This window comes from Sporichthya polymorpha DSM 43042 (assembly GCF_000384115.1).
Lineage (GTDB): Bacteria > Actinomycetota > Actinomycetes > Sporichthyales > Sporichthyaceae > Sporichthya > Sporichthya polymorpha.
Genome location: NZ_KB913029.1, coordinates 4,805,414 through 4,828,596, shown reverse-complemented (window position 1 = coordinate 4,828,596; position 23,183 = coordinate 4,805,414). Strand labels below are relative to the sequence as shown.

The window sequence follows — 23,183 nt, the reverse complement described above, 5'->3', positions numbered from 1 at the left end:
CGGGCGATTGTCGCTGGCGACGACGGAGCGTTGTCAATCGCGGCCGGAGGATCTTCCGCGATTCTCAAGACGGCCGTTGTGCCTTAGTTTCGACCCGCGTTCACCCGTGCTTCACCCGCCGGTCACGTCCTGTCCCCGCGGGCCCACCCTCGACCCTCGAGGCAGCCATGAGCGAGCTCGTCGAAGAGCGTGTCGTCACCGCCATCAGCCACGACCAGATCGCTGCGCCGGGCAGCGGGACCTGGGTCCTCGACGCCAGCCACTGTCCCCGTCCCGTGTGCCGGTTCGCCGCGCCGCTGTTCCGCTCGGGGTTCCAGCGCGGCTTCGGGGAGACGTTCGCCCGGTACGGCGTCCTGCTCGACCACATGGACGTGGCCGTCATCCGGGGCTTCATCTACAACCAACTGCGCGTCCTCGGCGCCCCGCCGGAGGCGGTGAACCACCCGCCGAAGGAGATCTTCGACCAGATCCTCGCGGGCTCGCCGCCCCACCAGGAGCGGCTCGCGACCGCCGACCTCGTGTGGGCGACGCGGCGCTGGCGCGAGGACCTCGAGCGGTGGGACACCCTGGAGAAGCCGGCCCGGGCCGCCCGCCGCGACGCGCTCGACGCGGTCGACCTCGCGAGCCTGAGCGACGAGGAGCTGCTCGAGCACCTCGCGATCTGCCGGGACGAGGTGATCGAGGGCTGGTACGTCCATCACCGGTACAACGGCGCGGCCCTGCTCCCGGTCGGCGACTACGTCGTCCACGCGCTGGGCTGGACCGGCTGCTCGCCCTCCGACCTGCTGATGGCGCTGGCCGGGACCAGCCCGGTCTCCTCGGGCGGCGGGCCGGAACTGGCGGCCCTGGCCGCGGCGGTCCGCACCGACCCGGGCGCGCAGGCGCTCGCCACCGCCGAGCGCGACCCGGCCGAGATCATCGACGCCCTGGCCGGCTGGGGCGGGGCGGTCGGCGCCGCCTTCGCCGCCTACGAACGCGTCGTCCGCTTCCTCGCGATCGAGGGCGAGGACTCGATCGGTATGCCGTGCACGATCGAGGAGCCCGAGCTGATGGTCAGCCGGCTGCGCGCCGCGCTCGCCGCCCCCGCGGTCGACCCGGCGCAGACCGCGGCCCAGGCTGCCTGCGCCGCGATCCGCGAGGCCGTCCCGCCGGAGCACCGGGCCGAGTTCGACGACCTGCTGACCGAGGCCCGCCTCCTGTACCGGATGCGGGACGAGCGGGCCGTCCACGGCGACCGGGCCGTCGGCGCCGTCACCCGCCGCGCCCTGCTCGAGGTGGGCCGCCGGCTGGTGCAGCGTCAGTTGCTCGACGCCCCGGACCACGCCGTCGACCTCGACTACGACGAGGCGGCGGCCCTGCTGCGCGACGGCGTAGGTCCCGACCCCGCCGAGGTCGCCCGCCGGGTGTTCTGGCGGCTGAGCGCGGACTACCGCGAGCTGCCGCCGATCTTCGGCGAGGTCCCCGGCCCGCCGCTGCCGGCCGAGTGGCTGCCGCCGGCGGCCGCGCGCATCCACGTCGCGTTCGGCTTCGCCATCGACGCCGTGCTCGGCGACGTGGGCCCGACCGCGGCGGTCGAGGACGGCGTCGTGCGTGGGATGCCCGTGGGCGGCGGGGTGCGCGAGGGCATCGCGAAGGTGCTGCGCGGCGCCGACGACCTCGACCGCATCGAGCCGGGCGACGTCCTCGTCACGACCTCCACCGGCCCGGCGTTCAACCTCGTGCTGCCGATGCTCGCGGGTCTGGTCACCGACCGCGGTGGCCTGCTCTCCCACGCCGCGATCGTGGCGCGGGAGTTCGCGCTGCCCGCGGTCGTGGGCTGCGCGATCGCGACGCTCTCGATCCCCGACGGGGCGCGCGTGCGCATCGACGGCGACGCGGGCACGGTCACGCTGCTGTGATGCTCTCGGCACGAGCGGGGTACCGGGCCAGGCACCGGGTGAGGCGAACCTGGTGATGTCCCCGGTCGAGCGGCGGCTGCTCGCGGCCGCCTGCCTGACCACCACGCTCGTGCCGATCAGCTCGACGATGATCGCGGTCGCGCTGCCGGACGTCCGCGAGGACTTCGGGCTGTCCGTGGCGGCGGCGGTGTGGCTGGTCAGCTCCTACCTCGTCGTGACCGCCGCCGGCCAACCGGTCGCGGGGAGTCTGGGCGACCGCCTGGGCCGGCACCGCCTGGTCGTGTTCGGGATCGTCGGCTTCGGCGCGGCCTCGATCCTCGGCGCGGCCGCGCCCACGTTCGAGATCGCCGTCGCGGCCCGGTGCATCCAGGCCGTGTGCGGCGCGCTCGCGCTGGTCAACGCGGCCGCAACGGTGCGCACCGTGCTGCCGGCCGAGCGACGCGGTCGGGCCTTCGGCCTGATCGGCGCCTCCGCGACGCTCTCCGCCGCGGCCGGGCCTCCGGTCGGTGGCGTCGCGGTCGCCGCCGCCGGGTGGCGCGGCACGTTCCTCGCCGTCCTGCCGCTCGTGGCGCTCGCGCTGATCACGGTGCTGCGCTGGCTGCCGGCGGGGGAGGCGGCCGAACCCGCGAGGTCCCGCTCGCGCTTCGACATCCTCGGCTCGGTGCTCCTGCTCGGGACGCTGTCGCTGTCCGCGGTCCTGGTCAACCAGCTCTCGACCGACCGCCCCGCGACCCTGCTCGTCGGCCTGGGGGCCGCGGCCACCGTGTTCGCGTTCCTGTTCGCCCGCCAGGAGCGAGCGCACCCGCAGCCCGTCCTCGACCTCGGCGTGCTCCGCGTGCGGGCCGTCGCCGCGGCCGGGCTGGCGATCGGCGCCTCGAACCTGGCGATGTACCTGGTGCTGCTGGCCGTGCCGCTGCTCATCGAAGGGCACACCTCCAGCGCGGGCGCGGGCGTGATCCTCGCGCCGATGCTCGTCGGCTCCGGCGTCTTCAGCCCGATCGGCGGCCGCCTCGCGGACCGCTACGGCCGGCGCGCCCCGGCGATGGGGGGCTGCGTCCTGCTCGCGCTCGCGATGGGCGGCATGGTGCCGCTCGACCTGCACGAGAACGTCGTACTCACCGCGGTCCTGCTCGGTCTGGCCGGGGTCGGGCTCGGGCTGTCGACGTCCGCGATCGTCACCGCCGGGGCCGAGGCCCTGCCGGCGGCGCAGGCCGGGGTCGCGGCGGGGGTGTCCTCGTCCTCGCGGTACCTCGGCAGCATCCTCGGCACGAGCCTGCTCGCCGTGCTCGTCGACAGCGGGACCGGCCGGCCGGTCTTCGCGGTCGCCGCCGCGGCGGCGGTGGTCTCGGCCCTGGCCGCGGCGGCCTTCGTCCCCGACCGCCTCGCACGGTGACTGCCCCCACGCCGGCCGCCCCGTACGCTGATCGGCGGATCGGACCCGGCGCGACGCCCGGGCCGCCGCTTCACGAGGGGAATCGCACGTGGCGTACGACGCTGGATCGGAACAGGCGCTGGACGACCTCGCGCTCGCCCGGGAGCTCGCGGCGGCCGCCGGGGAGCGCCTGGCCGAGCTCCGCGCCGGCTGGGAGGGTGACGAGGCCGACCTGCGCAAGGCCGGCGACGCCGCCGCCCAGGACCTGCTCGCCGCGCGCCTGTCCACGGCCCGTCCGGACGACGCCGTGCTGTCCGAGGAGGCCAAGGACAACCCGATCCGGCTCGACGCCGACCGGGTCTGGATCGTCGATCCGCTCGACGGCACCCGCGAGTTCGGCGAGGGTCGCCACGACTGGGCCGTCCACGTCGCCCTGTGGGAGCGCTCCGCCGGTGCCGCGGGGGACCTGACCGTGGGCGCGGTCGCCCTGCCCGGGCGGGGCCTGGTGCTCTGCTCCGACGGGGCGCAGCGCGTGCCCGAGGCCGCGGACGGCAGCCCGATCCGCATCGCGGTCAGCCGCACGCGCCCGCCCGCGGTCGCCGTGGCGGTCGCGGAGGCGCTCGGCGCGGAGCTGGTCCCGATGGGCTCGGCGGGCTACAAGGTCACCGCGGTCGTCCTCGGCGAGGTCGACGCCTACGTCCACGGCGGAGGTCAGTACGAGTGGGACTCCGCGGCGCCCGTCGCGGTCGCCCGCGCCGCCGGCGTGCACACCAGCCGCCTCGACGGATCGCCGCTGGTCTACAACCGGCCGGACCCGCTCCTGCCCGACCTGGTCATCGCGCGCGCCGAGCTGGCCGAGCCACTTCTGGCCGCCATCGCCGCCGCGTCCACGACCTGAGTGATCGTCGCCGGGCCCGACACGGGAGAATTCGCCTCATGAGCGAGAAGACGATCGCCTCGAACGACTACCAGCTGAGCCAGTTGCGGGTGCTGGAGTCCGAGTCGGTGCACATCATCCGCGAGGTCGCGGCCGAGATGGAGCGGCCCTGTCTGCTGTTCTCCGGTGGCAAGGACTCCGCGGTCATGCTGCACATCGCCGCGAAGGCGTTCGCCCCGGCGAAGATCCCCTTCCCGGTGATGCACGTCGACACCGGCCACAACTTCCCCGAGGTGCTCGCGTTCCGCGACGCCGAGGTCGAGCGCTTCGGCGTCCAGCTGATCGTGGCCTCGGTGCCCGAGGCGATCGAGCGCGGGATGGTCCGCGAGGAGCCGAACGGCTCGCGCAACCGCATCCAGACGCCGGTCCTGCTCGAGGCCTGCGAGAAGCACCGCTTCACCGCCCTGTTCGGCGGCGCGCGCCGCGACGAGGAGCGTGCCCGGGCGAAGGAGCGGATCTTCTCCTTCCGCGACGAGTTCGGCCAGTGGGACCCGAAGAACCAGCGTCCCGAGCTGTGGAGCCTCTACAACGGCCGCATCCACGCCGGCGAGTCGATCCGGGTCTTCCCGCTGTCGAACTGGACCGAGCTGGACATCTGGCACTACATCGCCGAGGAGGACGTCGCGCTCCCGTCGATCTACTACGCCCACGAGCGCGAGGTGTTCCTGCGCGACGGGATGCTGATGGCGAACAACGAGTTCTGCCGTCCGCGCGAGGGCGAGGAGACCTTCACCGCGATGGTGCGCTACCGCACCGTCGGTGACGCCACGCTGACCGCTGCGGTGCGGTCGGACGCCACGAGCGTCGAGGCGATCATCGAGGAGGTCGGCGCCACCCGGCAGACCGAACGCGGCGCGACCCGCGGTGACGACCGCGCGACCGAGGCAGCAATGGAAGACCGCAAGAAGGAGGGCTACTTCTAAATGGACCTTCTGCGGTTCGCCACCGCCGGTTCCGTCGACGACGGCAAGTCGACGCTGATCGGCCGGCTGCTCTACGACACCAAATCGATCTTCGAGGACCAGCTCGAGCACGTCGAGAAGGTCAGTCGCGACAAGGGCCGCGAGTACACCGACCTCGCGCTGCTCACCGACGGCCTGCGCGCCGAGCGCGAGCAGGGCATCACGATCGACGTCGCGTACCGGTATTTCGCCACCCCGAAGCGGAAGTTCATCATCGCGGACACCCCGGGGCACATTCAGTACACGCGCAACATGGTGACGGGGGCGTCGACCGCGGACCTCGCGATCATCCTCGTCGACGCGCGCAACGGCCTGGTCGAGCAGTCGCGCCGGCACGCGTTCCTCGCCTCGTTGCTGCAGGTGCCGCACGTCGTCGTCGCCATCAACAAGATGGACCTCGTCGACTGGGACCAGGCGGTCTACGACCGCATCCACGCCGAGTTCACCTCGTTCGCCGCGCGGCTGCGCATCCCCGACCTGGTGACGATCCCGGTGTCGGCGCTCAACGGTGACAACGTGGTCGAGCGCTCGTCCGCCTCGCCCTGGTACGGCGGCTCGTCGCTGCTGCACCACCTGGAGAACGTCCACGTCGCCAGCGACCGCAACCTGATCGACGTCCGGTTCCCCGTGCAGTACGTGATCCGGCCGCAGACCAAGGAGCACCACGACTACCGCGGCTACGCGGGCCAGGTCGCCGGCGGTGTGCTCAAGCCCGGTGACACCGTGACGGTCCTGCCGAGCGGTTTCTCGACCACGATCGAGGCGATCGACTCCCTTCACGGCCCGGTGGAGCAGGCGTTCTCGCCGATGTCGGTCGTCGTGCGTCTGAAGGACAACCTCGACGTCAGCCGGGGCGACATGATCTGCCGCCCGCACAACATGCCGACGGTGACGCAGGACATCGACGCGATGGTCTGCTGGATGGCGACCGAGCCGCTGCGTCCGGGGATGAAGCTCGCGATCAAGCACACGACGCGGTCCGCGCGGGTGCTCGTCAAGGATCTGCAGTACCGGCTGGACATCAACACGTTGCACCGGGACGAGACCACCGGCGAACTCGGACTGAACGACATCGGACGGGTGCGTCTGCGCACAACCGCCCCGCTCTTCGTCGATGATTACGGCAAGAACCGGGCGACCGGGGGATTTATCCTCATCGACGAGGGAACGAACGTGACAGTCGGCGCCGGGATGATCACCGACACGCAGTGACACGGCCGCCTCGAACTTTGGAGCGGTGCACATGTCTCGGCCGGGTCGTACTTTCGCCACTGCTGTCGGCGTCCTCGCCTTCGCGCTGACCGCTCCGAGCGCGCTGGCGGGGGAGGCGGACCTCCCGTCGGTAGCGGTCGACGACCCGTCGCCCACGCCGTCACCGTCGCCGACGCCCAGCCCGACCCCCGGCGGTCTGCTGCCGAACGCCACGACCCCCACCCCGACGCCGTCACCGACGCCGACGCCGGTCCAGCCGAAGGACGTGGGTAAGGAGCCCGACCCGAAGTTTCTGCCCGATCTCCGGCTCGGCGGCGTGGAGGACCTGCGGCTGGTGCGGACGGCGAGCAAGAGCCTGCAGCTGCGCTTCACCAGCACGCTGCTGAACTACGGTCCGCGTGAGCTGAAGATCCGGGCCGTGCGCAAGAAGGCGCGGGGGGAGTTCAAGGTCGCGCAGCGGATCCGGCTGAAGAACGGCCACTGGACCTGGCGGCAGCTGCCGGTCGGCACCGTTTACGCCGGTGACGGCCACACCCACCAGCACCTGAAGGACATCGTCCGGTACCGGATGTACCTCGTCGACTCCGACGGCAACCTGGTGCGGGAGGACAAGCGCCGCGCCCGCAAGATCGGCTTCTGCATCTACGACAACGTGCGCCGGCCGGCGCGGCCGGGCCAGCCGCGGAACCCGGTGTTCCGCGAGAATGGCTGCGGAGCCCGCAACTCGACCAAGCTGCTCATGGGCCTGTCCGTCGGCTGGGGCGACCGCTACCACTGGCGCCTCCCCGGCCAGTACGTCAGCCTGGCCGGGCTGCCCGCCGGCACCTACACGCTGATCGGCGAGGCGAACCCCGAGGGCGTGCTCTACGAGCAGAAGACCAAGAACAACGGCGTTTTTATGGAGTTCAAGCTCCGGCGCAAGGACAAGGCGTCGATCAAGGTCCTGAGCAAGGGCTACCGACCCGCCGAGAAGTCGGTCGCGAACGTCTCGTCGCACGACGACTCGGAGAACTCCGACCACCCCGACGACGGTCACTCGCACTCGACCGAGCCGGCGGCCACCGTGGCCCGACCCGTCCGAGCTCTGGCGTCACGGCGCCGGGGACGGTTGACTACGCCTCATGTCCTTCGACGCGAGCAATCTTGACGCCATCCTCGCCAACGCCGTCGCCGAGGGGCACGTCCCCGGCGTAGCGGCTGTCGTCGTCGACCGCGACGGCACGCTGTACTCCGGTGCCGCCGGCTCGGTGCGCGCGGGCGGTGAGGCCGTCAGCGCGTCGACGATGTTCCGGTACGCCTCGTGCACGAAGGCGCTCGCCAGCGTGGCCGCTCTCCAGCTCGTCGAGCAGGGGAGGATGTCGCTCGACGACGAGGTGACGGCGCTGCTGCCGGAGTTCGCCAAGCTCCAGGTGCTCGACGGGTTCGACGGCGAGCAGCCGATCCTCCGTCCGCCGGCACGCTCGCCGCGGGTGCGCGAGCTGCTGACGCACACGTCCGGTCTGACGTACTTCTTCACCAACGCCGCGATGGCGCAGTTCCACGCCGCCACCGGCGCCCCGGACGTGCTGACGGGGCAGAAGGCCGCGCTCACCGACGTGCCGCTGGCCCGGGACCCGGGCCAGATCTGGGACTACGGCACCAACACCGACTGGCTCGGGCTGCTCGTCGAGCAGGTCAGCGGACAGCCGTTCGACGCCTACCTGGACGAGCACGTCCTCGGCCCGCTGGGGATGACCGACGTGACGTTCTCCCCGACGCCCGAGCAGCGCGCCCGGTTGATGCCGGTGCACGCCCGCACCCCGGACGGCGGCCTGGTCGAGACCCCGCTCGAGCTGGCGGAGAACCCCGAGTACTTCTCCGGCGGGCACGGGCTCTACGGCACCGCCGAGGCCTACGGCCGCTTTCTCCGCGCGATGCTGCGCGGCGGCGAGCTCGAGGGCAACCGCGTCCTGCAGCAGGAGACCGTGGAGCTCGCATTCAGCGATCAGCTGCAGGGCGTCCCGATGCCGACCGAGGGGATCGTGTCGACCGTCCCGGAGCTGACCAACGACGTCCCGCCGTTCCCGTTCGCGGAGTCCTGGGGCCTCGGCTTCCACCTGGTGCTCGAGGACGTCCCCGGCGCCCGCCGCGCCGGCACCGGCGACTGGGCCGGCATCTTCAACCTCTACTACTGGATCGACCGGTCCACCGGCGTCGGCGGCATGATCCTGACCCAGGTGCTCCCGTTCTTCGACGCCGGCGTCGTCACCACCTCGATGGGCCTCGAAGCCGCCGTCTACGCCGAGCTCGGCATCGCGTAACGCGCCTCGCTTCGCCCCTGGTTGCGCTTCACTCGCTGGGAACAGCCTCTACTCGCCCGGTCGGGCGAGTGAGGCCTGTCGCCGGCGAGTGAAGCGCGCGTCTGTCAGCCCTGCGCGCGGCCGCGGCGGAGGGCAGCACGGACGCGGCGCAGGAAGTCGTCGGCCGAGTTCATCAGCTGACCCCACGTCACGCGGATCACCTGATAGCCGGCCTCGCGGAGGGCGTCCTCGCGGAGCTTCTCGTTCCAGAGGGCGTCGGGGTCGTCGTACTTGACCCGGCCGTCGAACTCGACGATCACCCGCTCGTCGGCGAACAGGAAGTCGACCCGCGCGATCTTCGTCCCGTCGTCGCGGTAGATGTTCACCTGTGCCTGGGGTCGGAGGCCGGCCTCGGCGAGCACGGCGCGGGTGAAGGATTCGCCGACGGACTCGGTGTCGCCGTCGGCGATCTCCAGCGCCCGGGCGGCGCGGCGGGTGTACGGCCACCCGCGGCAGTCGGCCAGCACCCGGTCGATCTCCGGCTTCGTCGTGAGCTGCTGGCGCAGCGCCGATTCCGCCAGCACGACGCCCTGCCGGAAGTTGTGGTGCCGCGCCAGGTCGACGACCGTCCGCGCCACGGTCGTTACCGGCAGGCCGCCCGGCCCGGTCGTGACGTGGTCCGCCGGCAACTGGGCCGGCCAGAGCCGCAGACCCGGGTAGGTGCGCACCTTGCCGAGTTCCGGCACCGCGAGCCACACGGTGTCGAGGTCCGGTGGCGTGAGGAAGTCCAGCCCCCAGAGCACCCCGGCCGACCGGTGCGCGACGACCGCGTCCGGGGAGCTCACCGCGAGCAGTGCCGCGCCGGCGCATGCGACGTGCTGATCGCGCGGGTCCGGCTCCGGTCCGCCCCGCTGGTAGATGCCGCGGCGGAGCGTCGCCCACTCCCGGGCCACGCGCAGGCGCTCGATCTCGTCCCGGGTGTACCCGAGCTCCCGCGCCCGCGCGGCCGGGATCAGCGGCTCGATCGCCCCCGGCCGCGGCGGTGCCGTCGTTCCCCAGTCGTCCGGTCGCTTCATGACGTCCCCCCGGTTCGCCGTGTCTGCCCGGGGATTCTTGCCCATTCGCACGCCCCGACCGCGAAGTTGTCCACAGGCCGCGCTGCCGCGCGCTCGCCTCGGCGTCGCCGAATCGCGCTTCACTCGCCGGGAGCAGCCCTTACTCGCCCGGCCTGGCGAGTGAGGCCTGTCCCCGGCGAGTGAAGCGCGTACAGGGGGGGGGGGCGGGCGGGGCGGGGGTGACGGCGCGTCAGGCCTTGCCGGGGGCCATGCGGGCGAAGACGACCACGTTGTCCTGGTAGCCGCCGCGGGCGCGGTCGTAGCGGCCGGTGCAGGTGATCAGGCGCAGGTCGGCGTGCTTGCCGTCGGTGCCGTAGACGCGCGACGTCGGGAACCGGTTGCGCGGGTGGATCTCGACCTTCTGCACCACGAAGGTCACCGTGGAACGGTCGCGGAGGAGCACATGGATGCGGTCGCCGGGGCGGGCCTTGCCGAGTGCGGCGAACACGTCCGGGCCGGTCCTGGAGTCGACGTGGCCGGCGACGACGGCGCGGCCGATCTCGCCCGGCTCCGGACCGGCCTCGTACCAGCCCGCCATGCCGTACTCCGGCGGGACGAGTTCCTTCTGCTTCCCGAGGTGCAGCGGTTGCAGGACGGCGTCGATCCCGAGCCGAGGGAGGCGGACCCGCGCGGGATAGGGCCGATCCTCGGCTGCCGCAGGTGCGGTCCCGGCAGCCGCCGCCGGAGTGGGCGCAGGCAGGCTGACGCCGGCGACGGCGGGGCCCTCGCCGCCGCCGCCGCATCCGCCGAGCAGGGCGACGCACGCCGCGGCGGCCGCCCACCGGCGGGACCGGTGGGCGGCCGACGTCGACCTCGTCAGGGGGTCGGTGGTCACCCCGCGCGGCGCCGGTGCAGGGTGAGCGTGCCGACCGCGAGTCCCCCGAGGGCGAGCACCGTCAGCGGGAACGCGACGTCGGCGCCCGCGGAGGTGCCGCTCAGGCCACCGCCCCCGGTGGCGACGCCGCCGACGCCGGGCTCACCGTCGTCCTGCGGGGTCCCGACCCCGCCCACGCCGCCGTCGTCGCCGTCGTCACCGCCACTCCCGCCGCCGGGCGTGGGGGTCGGGGTGACGACCTCACCGTCGTCGTCGCAGGCGATCCGGAACACCTTGGTCTTGGAGCCGTCGTCGGTCGTGGCGGTCACCCGGTAACGACCGTTCTCGAGACCGTGCTCGTCGGGGTCGAGCACGGGGGTCCGGCCGTCGCCGGCCGGCCGGCCGTTGTCCGGGCCCACCGTGAACGACCCGGGGTTGCCCCGCGGCTCGCCGCCGTTGGGCCCGCCCGGAGGCAGGGAGAAGCGGTAGTCGACGACCTGGTTCGAGTCGAAGTTGAAGCCCGCGAGGTAGAAGCTGCAGACCTGTCGCGGCTCGTTGGCGCGTCGTTCGAACGGGGTGTCGGGGGCGTGGACCTTGATCGTGCCGTTGTTGCCGGGAGCGTCGACCGCCGCGGCGGGGCCGGACAGGACGAGCGGCGCGCCGCAGACGGCGGCCGAGACGAGCAGCGCTCCGGCTCGGGAGCTGCGGATGGACAGGGACATGGGGGCCTCCGTGGCGGGCGTGCCGATGGAGTGGGGTGGGCGAAACGTGCCCACCGTCGCACCTCCCAAACCTGCAGGCCAGGAGCTTCTCCGCCGGATGTCGGTGGCGGGACGTACCGTGGGCGGGTGAGACCCACCACGGACATCGAGCGGAGCACCGCCCCGTTCCGCGTCGTCAGCGAGTTCCAGCCCTCCGGGGACCAGCCGGCCGCGATCGCGGAGCTGGCCCGGCGCGTCCGGGCGGGGGAGCAGGACGTCGTCCTCCTCGGCGCCACGGGCACCGGCAAGTCGGCCACGACGGCCTGGCTGGTGGAGGAACTGCAGCGCCCGACGCTGGTCATGGCGCCGAACAAGACGCTGGCCGCGCAGCTGGCGAACGAGTTCCGGGAGCTGCTCCCGCACAACGCGGTCGAGTACTTCGTCTCCTACTACGACTACTACCAGCCCGAGGCGTACGTCCCGCAGACGGACACCTACATCGAGAAGGACTCCTCGATCAACTCCGAGGTCGAGCGCCTGCGGCACTCGGCGACGAACTCGCTGCTGACCCGGCGGGACGTCATCGTGGTCGCGAGTGTGTCCTGCATCTACGGCCTGGGCACGCCGCAGGAGTACGTGGACCGGATGGTCCGCCTCAACGTCGGTGACGAGATCGACCGCGACACACTGCTGCGCCAGCTCGTCACGATGCAGTACACGCGCAACGACCTCGCGTTCACCCGCGGGACGTTCCGGGTGCGCGGCGACACCGTCGAGATCTTCCCGGTGTACGAGGAGCTCGCGCTGCGGCTGGAGTTCTTCGGCGACGAGATCGAGCGCGCGATGACCCTGCACCCACTGACGGGTGAGGTGATCCGCGAGGAGCAGAGCATCCACGTCTTCCCGGCCACGCACTACGTCGCGGGCCCGGAGCGCATGGAGCGGGCGATTTCAGGCATCGAGCTGGAGTGCGAGCAGCAGCTGGCACGCCTGGAGAAGCAGGGCAAGCTGCTGGAGGCGCAGCGGCTGCGGATGCGCACGACCTACGACATCGAGATGATGCGTCAGGTCGGGTTCTGCTCGGGCATCGAGAACTACTCGCGGCACATCGACGGTCGCGAGGCGGGCAGCCCGCCGCACACGCTGCTCGACTACTTCCCGGACGACTTCCTCCTGGTCATCGACGAGTCGCACGTGACGGTTCCTCAGATCGGCGCGATGTTCGAGGGCGACATGTCACGCAAGCGGACCCTCGTCGACCACGGGTTCCGGCTCCCGTCGGCGATGGACAACCGTCCGCTGAAGTGGGAGGAGTTCGTCGAGCGAATCGGGCAGACCGTCTACCTCTCCGCGACGCCGGGCCCGTACGAGCTCGGCCGCGCCAACGGGGTGGTGGAGCAGATCATCCGCCCGACCGGCCTGGTCGACCCCGAGATCGTCGTCAAGCCGACCAAGGGCCAGATCGACGACCTCGTCCACGAGATCCGCACGCGGGCCGAGCGCGACGAACGCGTCCTGGTCACCACGCTGACCAAGAAGATGTCCGAGGACCTCACCGACTACCTGCTCGAGATGGGCATCCGGGTGCGGTACCTGCACTCCGAGGTCGACACCCTGCGCCGCGTGGAACTGCTGCGGGAGCTGCGGATCGGCGAGTTCGACGTCCTCGTCGGCATCAACCTGCTCCGCGAGGGTCTCGACCTGCCCGAGGTCTCCCTGGTGGCGATCCTCGACGCGGACAAGGAAGGCTTCCTCCGGTCCGGGACCTCGCTCATCCAGACGATCGGCCGCGCGGCCCGGAACGTGTCCGGCCAGGTGCACATGTACGCCGACACGGTCACCCCCTCGATGGCGAAGGCGATCGACGAGACGAACCGGCGCCGGGCGAAGCAGGTCGCCTACAACCTCGAGCACGGCATCGACCCGACCCCGCTGCGGAAGAAGATCGGCGACATCCTCGAGCTGATCGCGCGCGAGGACGCCGACACCGCCGAGCTCATCGGTGGCGCCGGGCGGCAGCGCAGCCGCGGCAAGACGCCGGTGCCGGGTCTGTCGTCGAAGGTGTCCACGGAGGCCGGCAAGCACGCGGGGGACCTCGCGACGATGCCGGCGATGGACCTCGCGGACCTCATCCAGCAGCTCAACGACCAGATGCACGCCGCCGCGGCCGAGCTGCAGTTCGAGCTGGCCGCGAGGCTGCGGGACGAGATCAAGGAACTGAAACGCGAACTGCGAGGGATGCGGGAAGCCGGGTCGCCGGCCTGATCTGTCGTACGCTGCGCCAATGCGGAGACTGGCGGGGATCGTGCTGGCCGCGGCGCTGCTCACCGGAGCGGCCGCGTGCGGGGGAGACGACAAGGACCCGGTCGGCAGCGATGTCGAGGTGGGCACCGAGACCGGCAACCTCAAGCCCGAGGACGTGCGCGCCTCGGCGTCCGAGGTGGCCGACGGCTGGCGCGAGCTGGAGCGCTACGCCGACGACGTCGTCGCCAAGCTCGGGTCCGACGAGGCGGCCCTGCCCGAGCTGCAGGAACGGTTGCTGACGATCTGGGAAGCGATCCTCGGCTCGGTGAAGGCCAACGACCCCGCGACCTTCGACACCGCCGACGCGGCACTGAAGACGCTGATGTCGGCTCAGGGCTCCGCCGACAAGGCCGAGGCCGAGGAGGCCGCCGACGTCGTCGAGGACGCCGGCGAGGACTATCTGGAGAAGTTCCCGGCCTCGGGCGCCTCCGCGTCCCCGTCGGCGTCGAGCGGTTCGCCGTCCGACGACAGCGAGGACTCCGACAGCGAGGACAGCGGTGCCGACGACGGCGGGTCCGACGTCAAGTCCGACGCCGACCCGCCGATCTCCTACTGAGCCTCAGAACTCCTCGTAGGCGACGTCGGTCATCCCCGGGGTGCCGGGGCCGTAGACGTAGCTCATGCGGGCGTACTCGGGGGCGGCGTAGGTCGCCCGGCTTCCGGCCGGGACGACGATCGTCTGCCCCGGGCGGACGACGTGCGTCTCGCCCTCGCAGGTGACGTGGAGTTCGCCCTCCAGCACGGTGTTGATCTCGACGTGCTGGTGCCGGTCGGTGAAGGCCGCGCGCGTGAGCGTCCATTCCCCGACGGTGATGCCGTCCACCGACACCGATGCCCCGCCGGTGAGGCGGGGCATCGACGCGGAGGGGCTCGTCGGCACGGTGGTGACCGTGGCGCGTCCCATGTTTGTCCAGTCTCCGACGTCAGTCGTTCAGCTCGTCCGGCTGGAGCATGTACTCGCCGATGAAGCTGTAGGTCTGGTCGGCGTTGAGGGGCTGGTAGAGCGCCGCGCAGGAGTCGCGGTAGAAGCGCTCGAAGATCGTGCCCTTGCGGAACGCCGACCCACCGACCATCGACATGGCCTTCTGCGCCATCCAGGTCGTGTTGGACGCGATGGTCGTCTTCGCGAGACCGATGTACGGCACGCGGAGCTCGATCGGCCACTCCTCGTCGTAGCCGTCGATGACGTCGTTGCAGGTCTGCCACAGGATGCGGCGGTTCTGCTCGACCCGGACCGCCATGTCGCCGACACCGTCGATGATGTGGCCGACCTGACCGACCTTCACGTCCGACGCGGCGATCGCGCCGAACACGGCGCCGAGGTGCTTCTTCGCCAGCGTCGCCCGGGTCTCCTCGAGGATGCGCAGCGACATGCCGTAGTAGATGCTCGCGAAGAGCAGCGACGCCCACTCGAGCGAGGAGAACAGGCCGGTGCGGTTCTCGCAGACGTAGTTCTCCTCGGGCACGTAGAACCCGTCGAAGACGATGACGTGCGTGCCGGTGGCGTGCATGCCGAGCGCGTTCCACGTCTTCTCGATGCGGACGCCGTTCCCGATGCCGTTCTCGTCGACCTCGAAGTCGTTGATGTACATCATCTCGGCGGCGACGCGCTCTTCGAAGTCCGTCGGGATGTTGCCGTCGGCGTCGGTGATCGTGGCGCTGCTGACGACGATGTCGGCGGCCTCGCCGAGGGTGCCCCACATCTTCTTGCCGTAGATCTTCCAACCGCCGCCGGGCTGGGGGATGGCCTTGGTGTCGGCGAGACCGGAGAAGCCGGCGCGCTGCTCGGACCACGGGCCGAAGATGATCGCGCCCTCGTTGATCTTGTCCAGCCACTTCTTCATCTGGACCTCGCCCATGTTGCTCATGACGATGCCGAGGGTGATGAAGTGCATGTTGTAGGCGAGGGTGATCGCTGAGTCGCCACGCGACATCTCGGTGATGACTTTGGACAGCTGGAGGATGTTGCCCCCGGGGCCGCCGTAGGCCGGCGGGACGATCAGGGAACCGAGCTTCGAGGACTTGAACAGCGGGATCGTCGGATAGGCGAACGTGTTCTCGGCGTCGTACTTCATGCCGATCTCACGGAAGTACTCGGAAAGCTCCTGAGCCTTGGCGAACCAGGGCTCGAAGTCCTCGTCCGACAGGGTGCGGCCGTGCTCGAGAGTCATCGGGGGTCTCCGATCAAAGTGTGTCGTGCGAGCGGGGGGAAGAGCGTGTGGGGGCGTCAGCCGACGATCAGGTCCTCGCGGCCGTCCGCCTGAAGCGTCGCGAGGTAGGTCTCGAAGATCCCGCCGGTGAGGGGGAGCAGCTTGAGCGCGACCGAGCGCTTGCCGTCGAGCTTGACCTTGCGCTGCGCCATGGCGAGGGTGAAGTTGAGCTTGCCCTGCCAGAACCGGTTGCTGTTGTCGCTGGACATGCGCAGCTGCACGTTGTGGGGGACGCTGTCCGCGGCCGCGCCGGTGAGAACCTTCTGGCCTTCCCAGTCGATCGTCATCTCGCAGTCGGGGTCGGTCTGGATCAACCGGATCACGAGTCCGGTGCCCTTCGTCGCCTCGACGAACTTCGGGTCGTTGACGGCGGCGGTGAACGCCCCGCCGATGTACTTGTAGACCTCTTCCGCGTCCTTGAAGACCGCCATCGGGCTTCCCTTTCCGTCGTCGTAGCGGGCCATCTGCCTGACTGAGTGAGAGAATTCCGGGGCGCCCGAGCAGGCGGGAGAGTAAGGAACTACTCCCTCGAGTGACGGGCGGCACTCTCGCCAGACAGCGCGGTCGAGGAGGAGGTGGTGACGACGGACCCGCAGGCGGCACGCGTCGACCTCCTCGCCGGCCGGGCGTGGCCGCTCTCCGGACGCGATCGCGAGATCGAGAAGGTGCGTGAGGCCCTCCGCGGGCCGCGCGCTCGCAGCGTCGTCCTGGTCGGCCCGGCGGGTGTCGGCAAGACCCGGCTCGCCCGCGAGGCCCGCCGGCTGGCCGAAGGAGTGGGCCGTTCGACGCTCTGGGTGACGGCGACCCACTCGAGCGCACGCACACCGCTCGGTGTCTTCGCGGCCCTGCTCCCGGATGCCGTGGGCTCCGCCGCGACCGACACCCTGCAGGACCTCCTGCGGCGGGCGGCGGTGCAGCTGGTGGAACGGGCGAAGGGTCGCCCGCTGGTGCTGTTCGTCGACGACGCGCAGCTGCTCGACGAGCCGTCGGCCGGGTTGATCCACCAACTGGTCGCCACGGACACGGTGCTCGTGGTGGCGACCGTCCGCAGCGGCGAGCGTCTGCCGGACGCCGTGACCTCGCTCTGGAAGGACGACCTCGCCGACCGCGTCCAGCTCGCGCAGTTGGAGCACGAGGCGGTCGAGGCCCTGCTCACCGGCGCGCTGGGGGCGCCGGTCGACCCGGCCGCCGTCGTCGAGTTCACGACGCGCAGCGGCGGCAACGTGCTGTTCCTGCGTGAGCTCGTACTCGGCGCCCTGGCCGACGGGACGCTCGTCGCGGAGGAGGGCCTCTGGCGGCTGCGGGCCGCGCTGGCGCCGTCCGACCGCCTGGTGGAGCTCGTCGACGCACGCCTCCGTGACCTCGACCCCGCGGCCCTGGACCTGCTCCGGCTCGCCGCGTACGCGGAGCCGCTCGGCAGCCGCGAGCTGGAGATGGCCGGGGGGCTGGACGCCGTCGAGACACTGGAGCAGCACGGCCTGGTCGTGTGCGAGCGGGACGAGCGCCGCCTGCAGCTACGGGTCGCCCACCCGGTGTACGCCGACGTGGTCCGGCGACACACCTCGGCGGTGCGCCGCGGCGTGATGGCACGTCAGCTCGCCGACGCCGTCGAGGCGGCCGGTGCACGGCGGAGCGACGATGTGCTGCGCGTCGGCATCTGGCGCATGGAGGGTGGCGGCGGTACGAACCCGGACCGGCTGCTGCAGGCGGCGGTCGCGGCGCGCTGGCGGTACGACTTCGCCCTGGCCGAGCGCCTCGCGCGGGCGGCGGTCGACGCCGGCGCGGGCTTCGAGGCCCGTCTGCTCGCCGCGCAGACCGTTTCCCTGCAGGGACGGCCCGAGGACGCCGTCGACGAACTCGCGGTGCTCGTCGAGTTCGCGCGCACGGACGCCGAACGGGCGGAGCTGGCGGTCGTCCACATCGAGTGCCTCTGGATGCAGCTCGGCCGGGCCGGGGAAGGGCTGCATGTCGCCGACCGGGCGGAGGAGGCGATCTGCGACCCCGAGTTGCGCGTCAAGGTCTCAGCTCGGCGCCCGGGTCTGCTGCTGTCGAACTCCGGCCCCGGGCCGGCGGCGGAGGCGGCCGCCGCGCTCGCTCCGCACGCGGACCCGCTGACGGCGTCGTGGCTCCGCCTCGTCGAGGCGTACGGACTCGGCCGGCTCGGGCGGATCGACACGGCGCTCGAGGGGTCGGCCGAGGGGTACGCCGCCGCCACCGAGCTGGGACCGGGGGACTGGTATCCGTGGTTCTACCTGTTCACCCGCTGCGAGGCGCTCGCGCACGCCGGCCGGTACGCCGAGGCGGAGGCGCTCGCGCGGGCGGAGTACGAGCGCGGCCTCGCCGAGGGCAGCAGTGAGGCGCGGGCGTACTTCCTCTGGCACCTGACGCGCACGGTCCGGGAACGCGGCGACGTCGAGGGCGCGGCGCGCGCGGCGCGTGAGGCGATCACCCTCCTGCACCGGATCGGGCGTCGCGGTTTCGAGCACAGCCTGCGGTCCACGCTCGCGCTCGCGCTGGCGTTGGGCGGTGACTTCCGCGGCGCGACCAGTGCGCTGGTCGCGGCGGACGCGCTCGGTGTCGACCCACCGCAGTGGAGCGCGACCGAGCACGCGGCCGCCCGCGGCTGGGCGGCGGCGGCCGAGGGGCGGCTCGGCGCCGCGCGCGAGGAACTGGCCGAGGCGGCCGCGATCGGCGAGCGCATCGGCGACCTCGTCGGGGCGGCGGCGGCCCTGCACGACATCGCGCGACTGGGCGATCCGAAGCCCGTGGCGCCGCGGCTGCGTGCCCTCGCGGCCGACCTCGGCGGCGAGCTCGCGCCGGCCCGGTGCCGGCACGTCGACGCTCTCGTCGAGGGCGACGGCGAGGCGCTCGAGCGCGCGGCGACGGAGTTCGACCGGCTCGGGGCCGCGCTGCTCGCGGCCGAGGCGGCGGCCGACGCGGCGGGTGTGTGGGAGCGCGCGGGCCGCGGCCAGCGCGCCGCCCGCGAGTCCCAGCGGGCGGCGGCGTTCGCGCGGAGTTGCCCGGGTGCCTCGACCCCGGCCCTGATGGCGCTGTCGACCCGCGAGCCCCTCACCCCGGCGGAGCGGGAGACTGCGCTGCTGGCGGTGTCGGGCCGGACGAATCGCGAGATCGCCGAGGAACTGCAGCTTTCCGTCCGGACCATCGACAACCGCCTGCAGCGGATCTACGCGAAGCTCGGCATCTCCCGCCGCTCGGACCTGGCAGACCTGGTGCGCTGATCTCTCGTCAGCGAAGGACGACGAAGGGCCCGGCACCAACGGTGCCGGGCCCTTCGGTGAGGCCGCGTCAGACCCCGACACTCTCCCGGTGCGGAGCCGCGTCCCGGCGGCGGCCGGTCGGCTCCTCGGCCGGATCCAGCGGCTCGGGCAGGAACTTCGTCGCGCCCAGGACGGCCAAGGCACACAGGCCGTACACGAGGAACGTGGCGACCCAGACCAGTTCGCTCGCGAAGGTGACGCCACCCTCGTCGTCGAGGTGCAGTGCCACGATCAGCGGGGCGCCGATGCCGACGTTGGTGCCGAACATCGTGAACGGGTGCGCGTACAGCAGGCTCGCCATGCCCCATCCGGACTTGATGCGGCGCCACAGGTTGACGGCCAGCACCGTGAACAGGATGGTCTGCGTGCCCTCGAGGACGCCGATCACCAACGGGTAGTTCCAGATCCGCATCTCGTACGGGCCGTAGTACGTGTAGACGTTCGTCCCGGTGCCGATCACCTCGAAGACGCAGGAGGTGACGATCTCGACGCCCCAGATCCCGAACAGGAACTTGGGCGTCGCCAGGCCCTGGTACATCTTCCAACCCGCGTAGAGCACCGGGCCCGCGTAGAGGATCAGGTAACCGCTGTGCGTCCACACCGGCTGCACGCGTTCGAAGGCGGTGAAGTGCGAGTACATCGCGCCGCCCTCGCCGTTGTGCACGTCGTAGAACCAGAGGTCGAACAGGACGTCGTAGATCGGCTCGGCGAAGGCGCCGATGAACACACCGAGCGACGCCAGCACGTAGAAGGAGGTGCGGTGGGCGCGGCCGAGGTAGAAGGCCCACACCAGCATCGCGACGGTGATCCCGTAGCTGCCCCACGTGAAGACGTGTTGCCAGGCCATGTCCAGCTCGCGCTGCATGACCTCCTCGGGTACAGCACCCATTCGATCTCCTTTGACGATTGGCCCGGAACGGCGGACGGTCAACGGTAAATCGTGATAAACATGCCGGCCTCTCCCTACCGTGCCGATTTAGGTAGCCATTAGTGGTAGAAACGTCGCCATGACGTCCCTGGCGCTGCTGCTGGAGCAGGCCGCCGAGCTCCGCGAGCGGGCGGCGGCCGCGCTGGCCGGGGGCGGACGACAGGACCGGGCCGGGCGGCGTCGGTTGACCGACGCGCTGGAGGACACGACGGCGAAGCTCGCCGCGGTCCTGCGCCGCCCGGCAGCGCCCGGGATGGACCTTGGAGCGCTGGGGCGAGCCCTCGCCGACCTCACGCGGGCCGGGGCGGACCTGGCCGAGGACGCGGTCTCGCGCCGCTTCGCGGCCGTCGACCGGATTCACGAGAGCCTCGGCCGCCTGCGGGCGATTCCCGACGTCGGCGAGCTGCTCGAGGCTGCCGCCGCCGAACTCGCGCACTGCTGCGATCTCGACCGCACGGTGGTCAGTCGACGACGCGGCTCCACGTGGCGAGCCGAGGCCGTGTGGATCTCACCCGGCGTCGATCCCGACGTCGCCGCCCGCACGCGGGCGTACCTCACCGAGCAGTGGATCCCGCTCCGGGCGGGGACCTTGGAGAACGACCTGGTGCGACGCCGGTGCGCCGCGCTGGTCTCCGCCCAGGACGCCGGTGTCGACCGCGAGCTCGTCGAGGCGGCCGAGAGCGTCGGCTACATCGCCTCTCCGGTGATGCCGAGCGGGGAGGTGATCGGGTTCCTGCAGGGCGACCGCTGGGTCGGCAGTCGCGAGCTCACCGACCACGACCGGGACAACCTCTGGACGTTCGCGGAGGGCTTCGGGCTCATCTTCCAGCACCTGGTGCTCTCGCAGCGGCTGGACCAGCAGCGCGCGCACCTGCGCGAGGCGTTCGTGGCCGCCGAGCGCAATCTTGCCGAGCTGAGTTCGGCGGAGCTGCTGCTGGCGCGGCGGGAACGACCGCGGCCGGCGGGGACGGAGAGCACGGGACCGGCCGGCGCGGTGCCGATGTTCAGCCGCCGTGAGCGCGAGGTCCTCGAGCTCATGGTGGCGGGAGCGCGGAACACCGACATCGCCGAGCGGCTGGTGATCAGTGAGTCGACGGTCAAGGCCCACGTCAGCCGGGTGACGCACAAGCTCAAGGCGGCGAACCGTGCCGAGGCGGTCTCCCGATTCCTCCTGCTGGAGCGCGGTCGTGCCGCCGCCCCCTGACGTCGGTCGCAACCGGCGCGCGTACTCCGCAGTGGTGACCCGGCTGCGCGGCCTTGCGGAGGTGATCGGAGCGGACTTCCCGGTCACCCCGTCGGGCGCCGTCGCCACCGCGTTGTCGGAGGCGGCGGCGGAGCTGAGCGATCGCTGCCTGGCGCGGCTGGCGGCGAGCGGAGACGCGGATCCCGCGCTGGCCGGCGCGTTCGCTGATCTGCAGGAGACGTACGCGCAGCTGCGTCGGCAGGAGCTCGCCGACCGACATCTGCGCCTGGCCCAGTGCGAGCGAGGGTTGGCCCGGCTGCGGGGGGCGCCGTACACGGCGGACCTGCTCGACCGGGCGGGTGCCGAGGTCGCGCGCAGCTGCGGCCTGCAGCGCGTGGTGCTGTCGCGGGTCGAGGAGGGGGCGTGGGTGCCGTGGATCGTCCACGCCGGCGCCGATGACCCGTGGCAGGAGTTGCGTGGTCGGGTGCTCGTGCTGCGTCCGCGCGTCGGCCCCGAGGGCCGGGTGGTCGCCGAGAGCCGGGCGGTCCTGGTTCAGGACCGGACGGGGGCCGCTCCGGGATGGCCGTCCGGGCCGCCGTACGTGGTTGCTCCCATTGCCCCGGCCGGGACGGTGATCGGCCTGCTGCACGGCGACCACGGCCCGGACGGACCGGCCTGCGACGCCACCGATCGGGACGTCCTGAGCCGATTCGCCCAAGGCTTCGGGCACCTGTACGAGCGGACGGCGCTGCTGGAGAGCATGCGGCTGCAGCAGCAGCAACTCCGGGACCTGCTGGCCGTGCTCAACGCGACGACCGAGCAACTGACCGAGTCGGCGATCGAGCTCACGGCCGCCCTCGGCGCCGACCCCGTTCCGCCGATCGCGCCCGCCGCGGCCGTGTTGGACGACCGGCTGGCGGCGCTCACCGGCCGGGAACGCCAGGTGCTCGAACTGGTCGCCAGTGGGGCGCGTAACGCGGAGATCGCGGAGCGGCTGGTGATGAGCGAGGGCACGGTGAAGGTGCACGTGAAGCACATCTTGGCGAAACTGGGGGCCTCGAACCGGTCCCAGGCGATCGCGCACTATCTGGGGAGAGTCGCGAGCGATGTGAATCGCGGATAACATGGTGTTGCGGTCCGCGGCCGCATCCCGACGGAAAGGACCTCGCCCATGTCCGGCCTGATGTCGCAGCTGGTCACCGATCTGGCGGCGGAGACCGAGATTGTCGAGCAGATGCTCGCCGGGCTGACCGAGGCCGACTGGGAGCGGCCCACGCCGGCCGAGGGCTGGGCGATCCGCGACCAGATCTCGCACCTCGCGTTCTTCGACCAGGCCGCGGCGCTCGCCATGACCGACCCGGAGCGTTTCCAGGCCGAGGCGGCCGAGCACATCGCCGCCGGGATGGACTTCCCGGACCGCATCGCCGTCGAGTGCCGATCGATGCCGGTGCCCGAGCTGCACGCCTGGTTCCGGCGTGCGCGCCTCGAGCTGATCACGCAGGCGGGGGAGCGCGATCCCAAGGAGCGCGTGCCCTGGTACGGCCCGGCGATGAGCGTCGCGTCCTCGGTGACCGCGCGGATCATGGAGACCTGGGCGCACGGGCAGGACATCGCCGACACGCTCGGCGTGACCCGGCCAGCGACCGAGCGCCTGAAGCACGTCGCGCACATCGGCATCGGTGCGCGCGCCTACAGCTACCGCGTGCGCCGGCTGGAGGCGCCGGAGGACCCGGTCCGTGTCGAGCTCACGGCCCCGGACGGCAGCCTCTGGACCTGGGGTCCCGAGGACGCCGAGAACCGCGTCACCGGTGACGCGCTCGAGTTCTGCCTGGTCGTGACCCAGCGTCGGAATCTGGCGGAGACTCAGCTCGTCCGGACCGGCCCGATCGCCGAGCAGTGGATGACCATCGCTCAGGCCTTCGCCGGCGCCGCCGGCCCCGGTCGACCCGCCCCTGCCGCCGCGCACTGACGCGCTGACAAGCGGGCACCC

The 23,183-nt window shown here is 71.9% G+C and carries 20 protein-coding genes; 13 read left to right on the top strand and 7 right to left on the bottom strand.

Annotated features, from left to right (window positions below; genetic code table 11):
- Window positions 1–167 precede the first annotated feature (167 nt).
- The 7 genes from SPOPO_RS0123450 (at window position 168) to SPOPO_RS0123420 (ending at window position 8,681) form a co-directional block, all read left to right on the top strand.
- Window positions 168–1,898 carry a PEP-utilizing enzyme gene (locus SPOPO_RS0123450; protein WP_019877586.1) on the top strand — a complete coding sequence of 577 codons (1,731 nt, stop codon included), beginning with the start codon at window positions 168–170 and terminating at the stop codon, window positions 1,896–1,898.
- Window positions 1,899–1,953: 55 nt separating this feature from the next.
- Complete coding sequence (locus SPOPO_RS0123445; RefSeq protein WP_019877585.1) at window positions 1,954–3,291, top strand: MFS transporter; 1,338 nt, start codon at window positions 1,954–1,956, stop codon at window positions 3,289–3,291.
- Between the two features lie 88 nt (window positions 3,292–3,379).
- Window positions 3,380–4,168: an inositol monophosphatase family protein gene (locus SPOPO_RS0123440; protein WP_019877584.1), complete on the top strand. Its 789-nt coding sequence runs from the start codon at window positions 3,380–3,382 to the stop codon at window positions 4,166–4,168.
- Between the two features lie 38 nt (window positions 4,169–4,206).
- Window positions 4,207–5,130: a sulfate adenylyltransferase subunit CysD gene (gene cysD / locus SPOPO_RS0123435; RefSeq protein WP_019877583.1), complete on the top strand. Its 924-nt coding sequence runs from the start codon at window positions 4,207–4,209 to the stop codon at window positions 5,128–5,130.
- Entirely contained in the window at window positions 5,131–6,381 is a 1,251-nt protein-coding gene (locus tag SPOPO_RS0123430) for a sulfate adenylyltransferase subunit 1 (protein ID WP_019877582.1), read from the top strand. It begins immediately after the preceding gene.
- A gap of 31 nt (window positions 6,382–6,412) precedes the next feature.
- Window positions 6,413–7,528: a lysyl oxidase family protein gene (locus SPOPO_RS35975; protein ID WP_019877581.1), complete on the top strand. Its 1,116-nt coding sequence runs from the start codon at window positions 6,413–6,415 to the stop codon at window positions 7,526–7,528.
- A complete protein-coding gene (locus SPOPO_RS0123420) occupies window positions 7,503–8,681 on the top strand; it encodes a serine hydrolase domain-containing protein (RefSeq protein ID WP_019877580.1) in 1,179 nt (392 codons plus the stop codon). The genes SPOPO_RS35975 and SPOPO_RS0123420 overlap by 26 nt, the downstream gene beginning before the upstream one ends.
- 104 nt (window positions 8,682–8,785) lie before the next feature.
- Here the strand turns inward: SPOPO_RS0123420 and SPOPO_RS31310 are convergent, their stop codons facing one another.
- From SPOPO_RS31310 to SPOPO_RS33235, 3 genes are all read right to left on the bottom strand, one after another.
- On the bottom strand, window positions 8,786–9,736 hold the full coding sequence (locus SPOPO_RS31310) for a DUF559 domain-containing protein (protein WP_169577224.1): 951 nt from the start codon (window positions 9,734–9,736) through the stop codon (window positions 8,786–8,788).
- Window positions 9,737–9,965: 229 nt separating this feature from the next.
- Window positions 9,966–10,610 carry a sortase domain-containing protein gene (locus tag SPOPO_RS31305; protein ID WP_019877578.1) on the bottom strand — a complete coding sequence of 215 codons (645 nt, stop codon included), beginning with the start codon at window positions 10,608–10,610 and terminating at the stop codon, window positions 9,966–9,968.
- On the bottom strand, window positions 10,607–11,311 hold the full coding sequence (locus SPOPO_RS33235) for a hypothetical protein (protein ID WP_019877577.1): 705 nt from the start codon (window positions 11,309–11,311) through the stop codon (window positions 10,607–10,609). Before SPOPO_RS33235 ends, SPOPO_RS31305 begins: the two co-directional genes overlap by 4 nt.
- 126 nt (window positions 11,312–11,437) lie before the next feature.
- Here SPOPO_RS33235 and uvrB point away from each other — a divergent pair, with 126 nt between their 5' ends.
- Complete coding sequence (gene uvrB / locus SPOPO_RS0123400) at window positions 11,438–13,555, top strand: excinuclease ABC subunit UvrB (RefSeq protein WP_019877576.1); 2,118 nt, start codon at window positions 11,438–11,440, stop codon at window positions 13,553–13,555.
- 19 nt (window positions 13,556–13,574) lie between these two features.
- Window positions 13,575–14,150 (top strand): hypothetical protein, encoded by a 576-nt coding sequence (locus SPOPO_RS0123395; protein ID WP_156870177.1) that lies wholly within the window; start codon window positions 13,575–13,577, stop codon window positions 14,148–14,150.
- A gap of 3 nt (window positions 14,151–14,153) precedes the next feature.
- On the opposite strand, the gene SPOPO_RS0123390 is transcribed toward SPOPO_RS0123395, so the two are convergent.
- The 3 genes from SPOPO_RS0123390 to SPOPO_RS0123380 are packed head-to-tail and all read right to left on the bottom strand — an operon-like array spanning window position 14,154 to window position 16,235.
- Window positions 14,154–14,498, bottom strand: a complete 345-nt coding sequence (locus tag SPOPO_RS0123390; protein ID WP_019877574.1) for a cupin domain-containing protein — start codon at window positions 14,496–14,498, stop codon at window positions 14,154–14,156.
- A gap of 19 nt (window positions 14,499–14,517) precedes the next feature.
- A complete protein-coding gene (locus SPOPO_RS0123385; RefSeq protein WP_019877572.1) occupies window positions 14,518–15,765 on the bottom strand; it encodes an acyl-CoA dehydrogenase family protein in 1,248 nt (415 codons plus the stop codon).
- 56 nt (window positions 15,766–15,821) lie between these two features.
- Window positions 15,822–16,235 carry an SCP2 sterol-binding domain-containing protein gene (locus SPOPO_RS0123380; RefSeq protein WP_028985046.1) on the bottom strand — a complete coding sequence of 138 codons (414 nt, stop codon included), beginning with the start codon at window positions 16,233–16,235 and terminating at the stop codon, window positions 15,822–15,824.
- A 147-nt stretch (window positions 16,236–16,382) separates the two neighbouring features.
- On the opposite strand from SPOPO_RS0123380, the gene SPOPO_RS0123375 reads away from it, so the two are divergent.
- On the top strand, window positions 16,383–19,043 hold the full coding sequence (locus SPOPO_RS0123375) for a helix-turn-helix transcriptional regulator (RefSeq protein ID WP_019877570.1): 2,661 nt from the start codon (window positions 16,383–16,385) through the stop codon (window positions 19,041–19,043).
- Between the two features lie 67 nt (window positions 19,044–19,110).
- Here SPOPO_RS0123375 and SPOPO_RS0123370 read toward each other — a convergent pair whose 3' ends face one another.
- Window positions 19,111–19,971 carry a hypothetical protein gene (locus tag SPOPO_RS0123370; RefSeq protein ID WP_019877568.1) on the bottom strand — a complete coding sequence of 287 codons (861 nt, stop codon included), beginning with the start codon at window positions 19,969–19,971 and terminating at the stop codon, window positions 19,111–19,113.
- Between the two features lie 118 nt (window positions 19,972–20,089).
- Here SPOPO_RS0123370 and SPOPO_RS0123365 point away from each other — a divergent pair, with 118 nt between their 5' ends.
- The 3 genes from SPOPO_RS0123365 to SPOPO_RS0123355 are packed head-to-tail and all read left to right on the top strand — an operon-like array spanning window position 20,090 to window position 23,162.
- Window positions 20,090–21,214 (top strand): response regulator transcription factor, encoded by a 1,125-nt coding sequence (locus tag SPOPO_RS0123365; protein ID WP_019877567.1) that lies wholly within the window; start codon window positions 20,090–20,092, stop codon window positions 21,212–21,214.
- The gene (locus tag SPOPO_RS35770) at window positions 21,198–22,316 is read left to right on the top strand and encodes a helix-turn-helix transcriptional regulator (protein WP_019877566.1); all 1,119 of its coding nucleotides are present in this window, start codon (window positions 21,198–21,200) and stop codon (window positions 22,314–22,316) included. Before SPOPO_RS0123365 ends, SPOPO_RS35770 begins: the two co-directional genes overlap by 17 nt.
- 48 nt (window positions 22,317–22,364) lie before the next feature.
- Entirely contained in the window at window positions 22,365–23,162 is a 798-nt protein-coding gene (locus tag SPOPO_RS0123355; protein WP_019877565.1) for a TIGR03084 family metal-binding protein, read from the top strand.
- Window positions 23,163–23,183: the final 21 nt, after the last annotated feature.

Excerpts from the sequence above, each read along its gene's own strand:
- SPOPO_RS0123450 (WP_019877586.1), top strand. The coding sequence starts at position 168 with ATGAGCGAGCTCGTCGAAGAGCGTGTCGTCACCGCCATCAGCCACGAC.
- SPOPO_RS0123445 (WP_019877585.1), top strand. The coding sequence starts at position 1,954 with ATGTCCCCGGTCGAGCGGCGGCTGCTCGCGGCCGCCTGCCTGACCACC.
- cysD (WP_019877583.1), top strand. The coding sequence starts at position 4,207 with ATGAGCGAGAAGACGATCGCCTCGAACGACTACCAGCTGAGCCAGTTG.
- SPOPO_RS0123430 (WP_019877582.1), top strand. The coding sequence starts at position 5,131 with ATGGACCTTCTGCGGTTCGCCACCGCCGGTTCCGTCGACGACGGCAAG.
- SPOPO_RS35975 (WP_019877581.1), top strand. The coding sequence starts at position 6,413 with ATGTCTCGGCCGGGTCGTACTTTCGCCACTGCTGTCGGCGTCCTCGCC.
- SPOPO_RS0123420 (WP_019877580.1), top strand. The coding sequence starts at position 7,503 with ATGTCCTTCGACGCGAGCAATCTTGACGCCATCCTCGCCAACGCCGTC.
- SPOPO_RS31310 (WP_169577224.1), bottom strand. The coding sequence starts at position 9,736 with ATGAAGCGACCGGACGACTGGGGAACGACGGCACCGCCGCGGCCGGGG.
- SPOPO_RS33235 (WP_019877577.1), bottom strand. The coding sequence starts at position 11,311 with ATGTCCCTGTCCATCCGCAGCTCCCGAGCCGGAGCGCTGCTCGTCTCG.
- SPOPO_RS0123395 (WP_156870177.1), top strand. The coding sequence starts at position 13,575 with ATGCGGAGACTGGCGGGGATCGTGCTGGCCGCGGCGCTGCTCACCGGA.
- SPOPO_RS0123390 (WP_019877574.1), bottom strand. The coding sequence starts at position 14,498 with ATGGGACGCGCCACGGTCACCACCGTGCCGACGAGCCCCTCCGCGTCG.
- SPOPO_RS0123385 (WP_019877572.1), bottom strand. The coding sequence starts at position 15,765 with ATGACTCTCGAGCACGGCCGCACCCTGTCGGACGAGGACTTCGAGCCC.
- SPOPO_RS0123380 (WP_028985046.1), bottom strand. The coding sequence starts at position 16,235 with ATGGCGGTCTTCAAGGACGCGGAAGAGGTCTACAAGTACATCGGCGGG.
- SPOPO_RS0123370 (WP_019877568.1), bottom strand. The coding sequence starts at position 19,971 with ATGGGTGCTGTACCCGAGGAGGTCATGCAGCGCGAGCTGGACATGGCC.
- SPOPO_RS0123365 (WP_019877567.1), top strand. The coding sequence starts at position 20,090 with ATGACGTCCCTGGCGCTGCTGCTGGAGCAGGCCGCCGAGCTCCGCGAG.
- SPOPO_RS0123355 (WP_019877565.1), top strand. The coding sequence starts at position 22,365 with ATGTCCGGCCTGATGTCGCAGCTGGTCACCGATCTGGCGGCGGAGACC.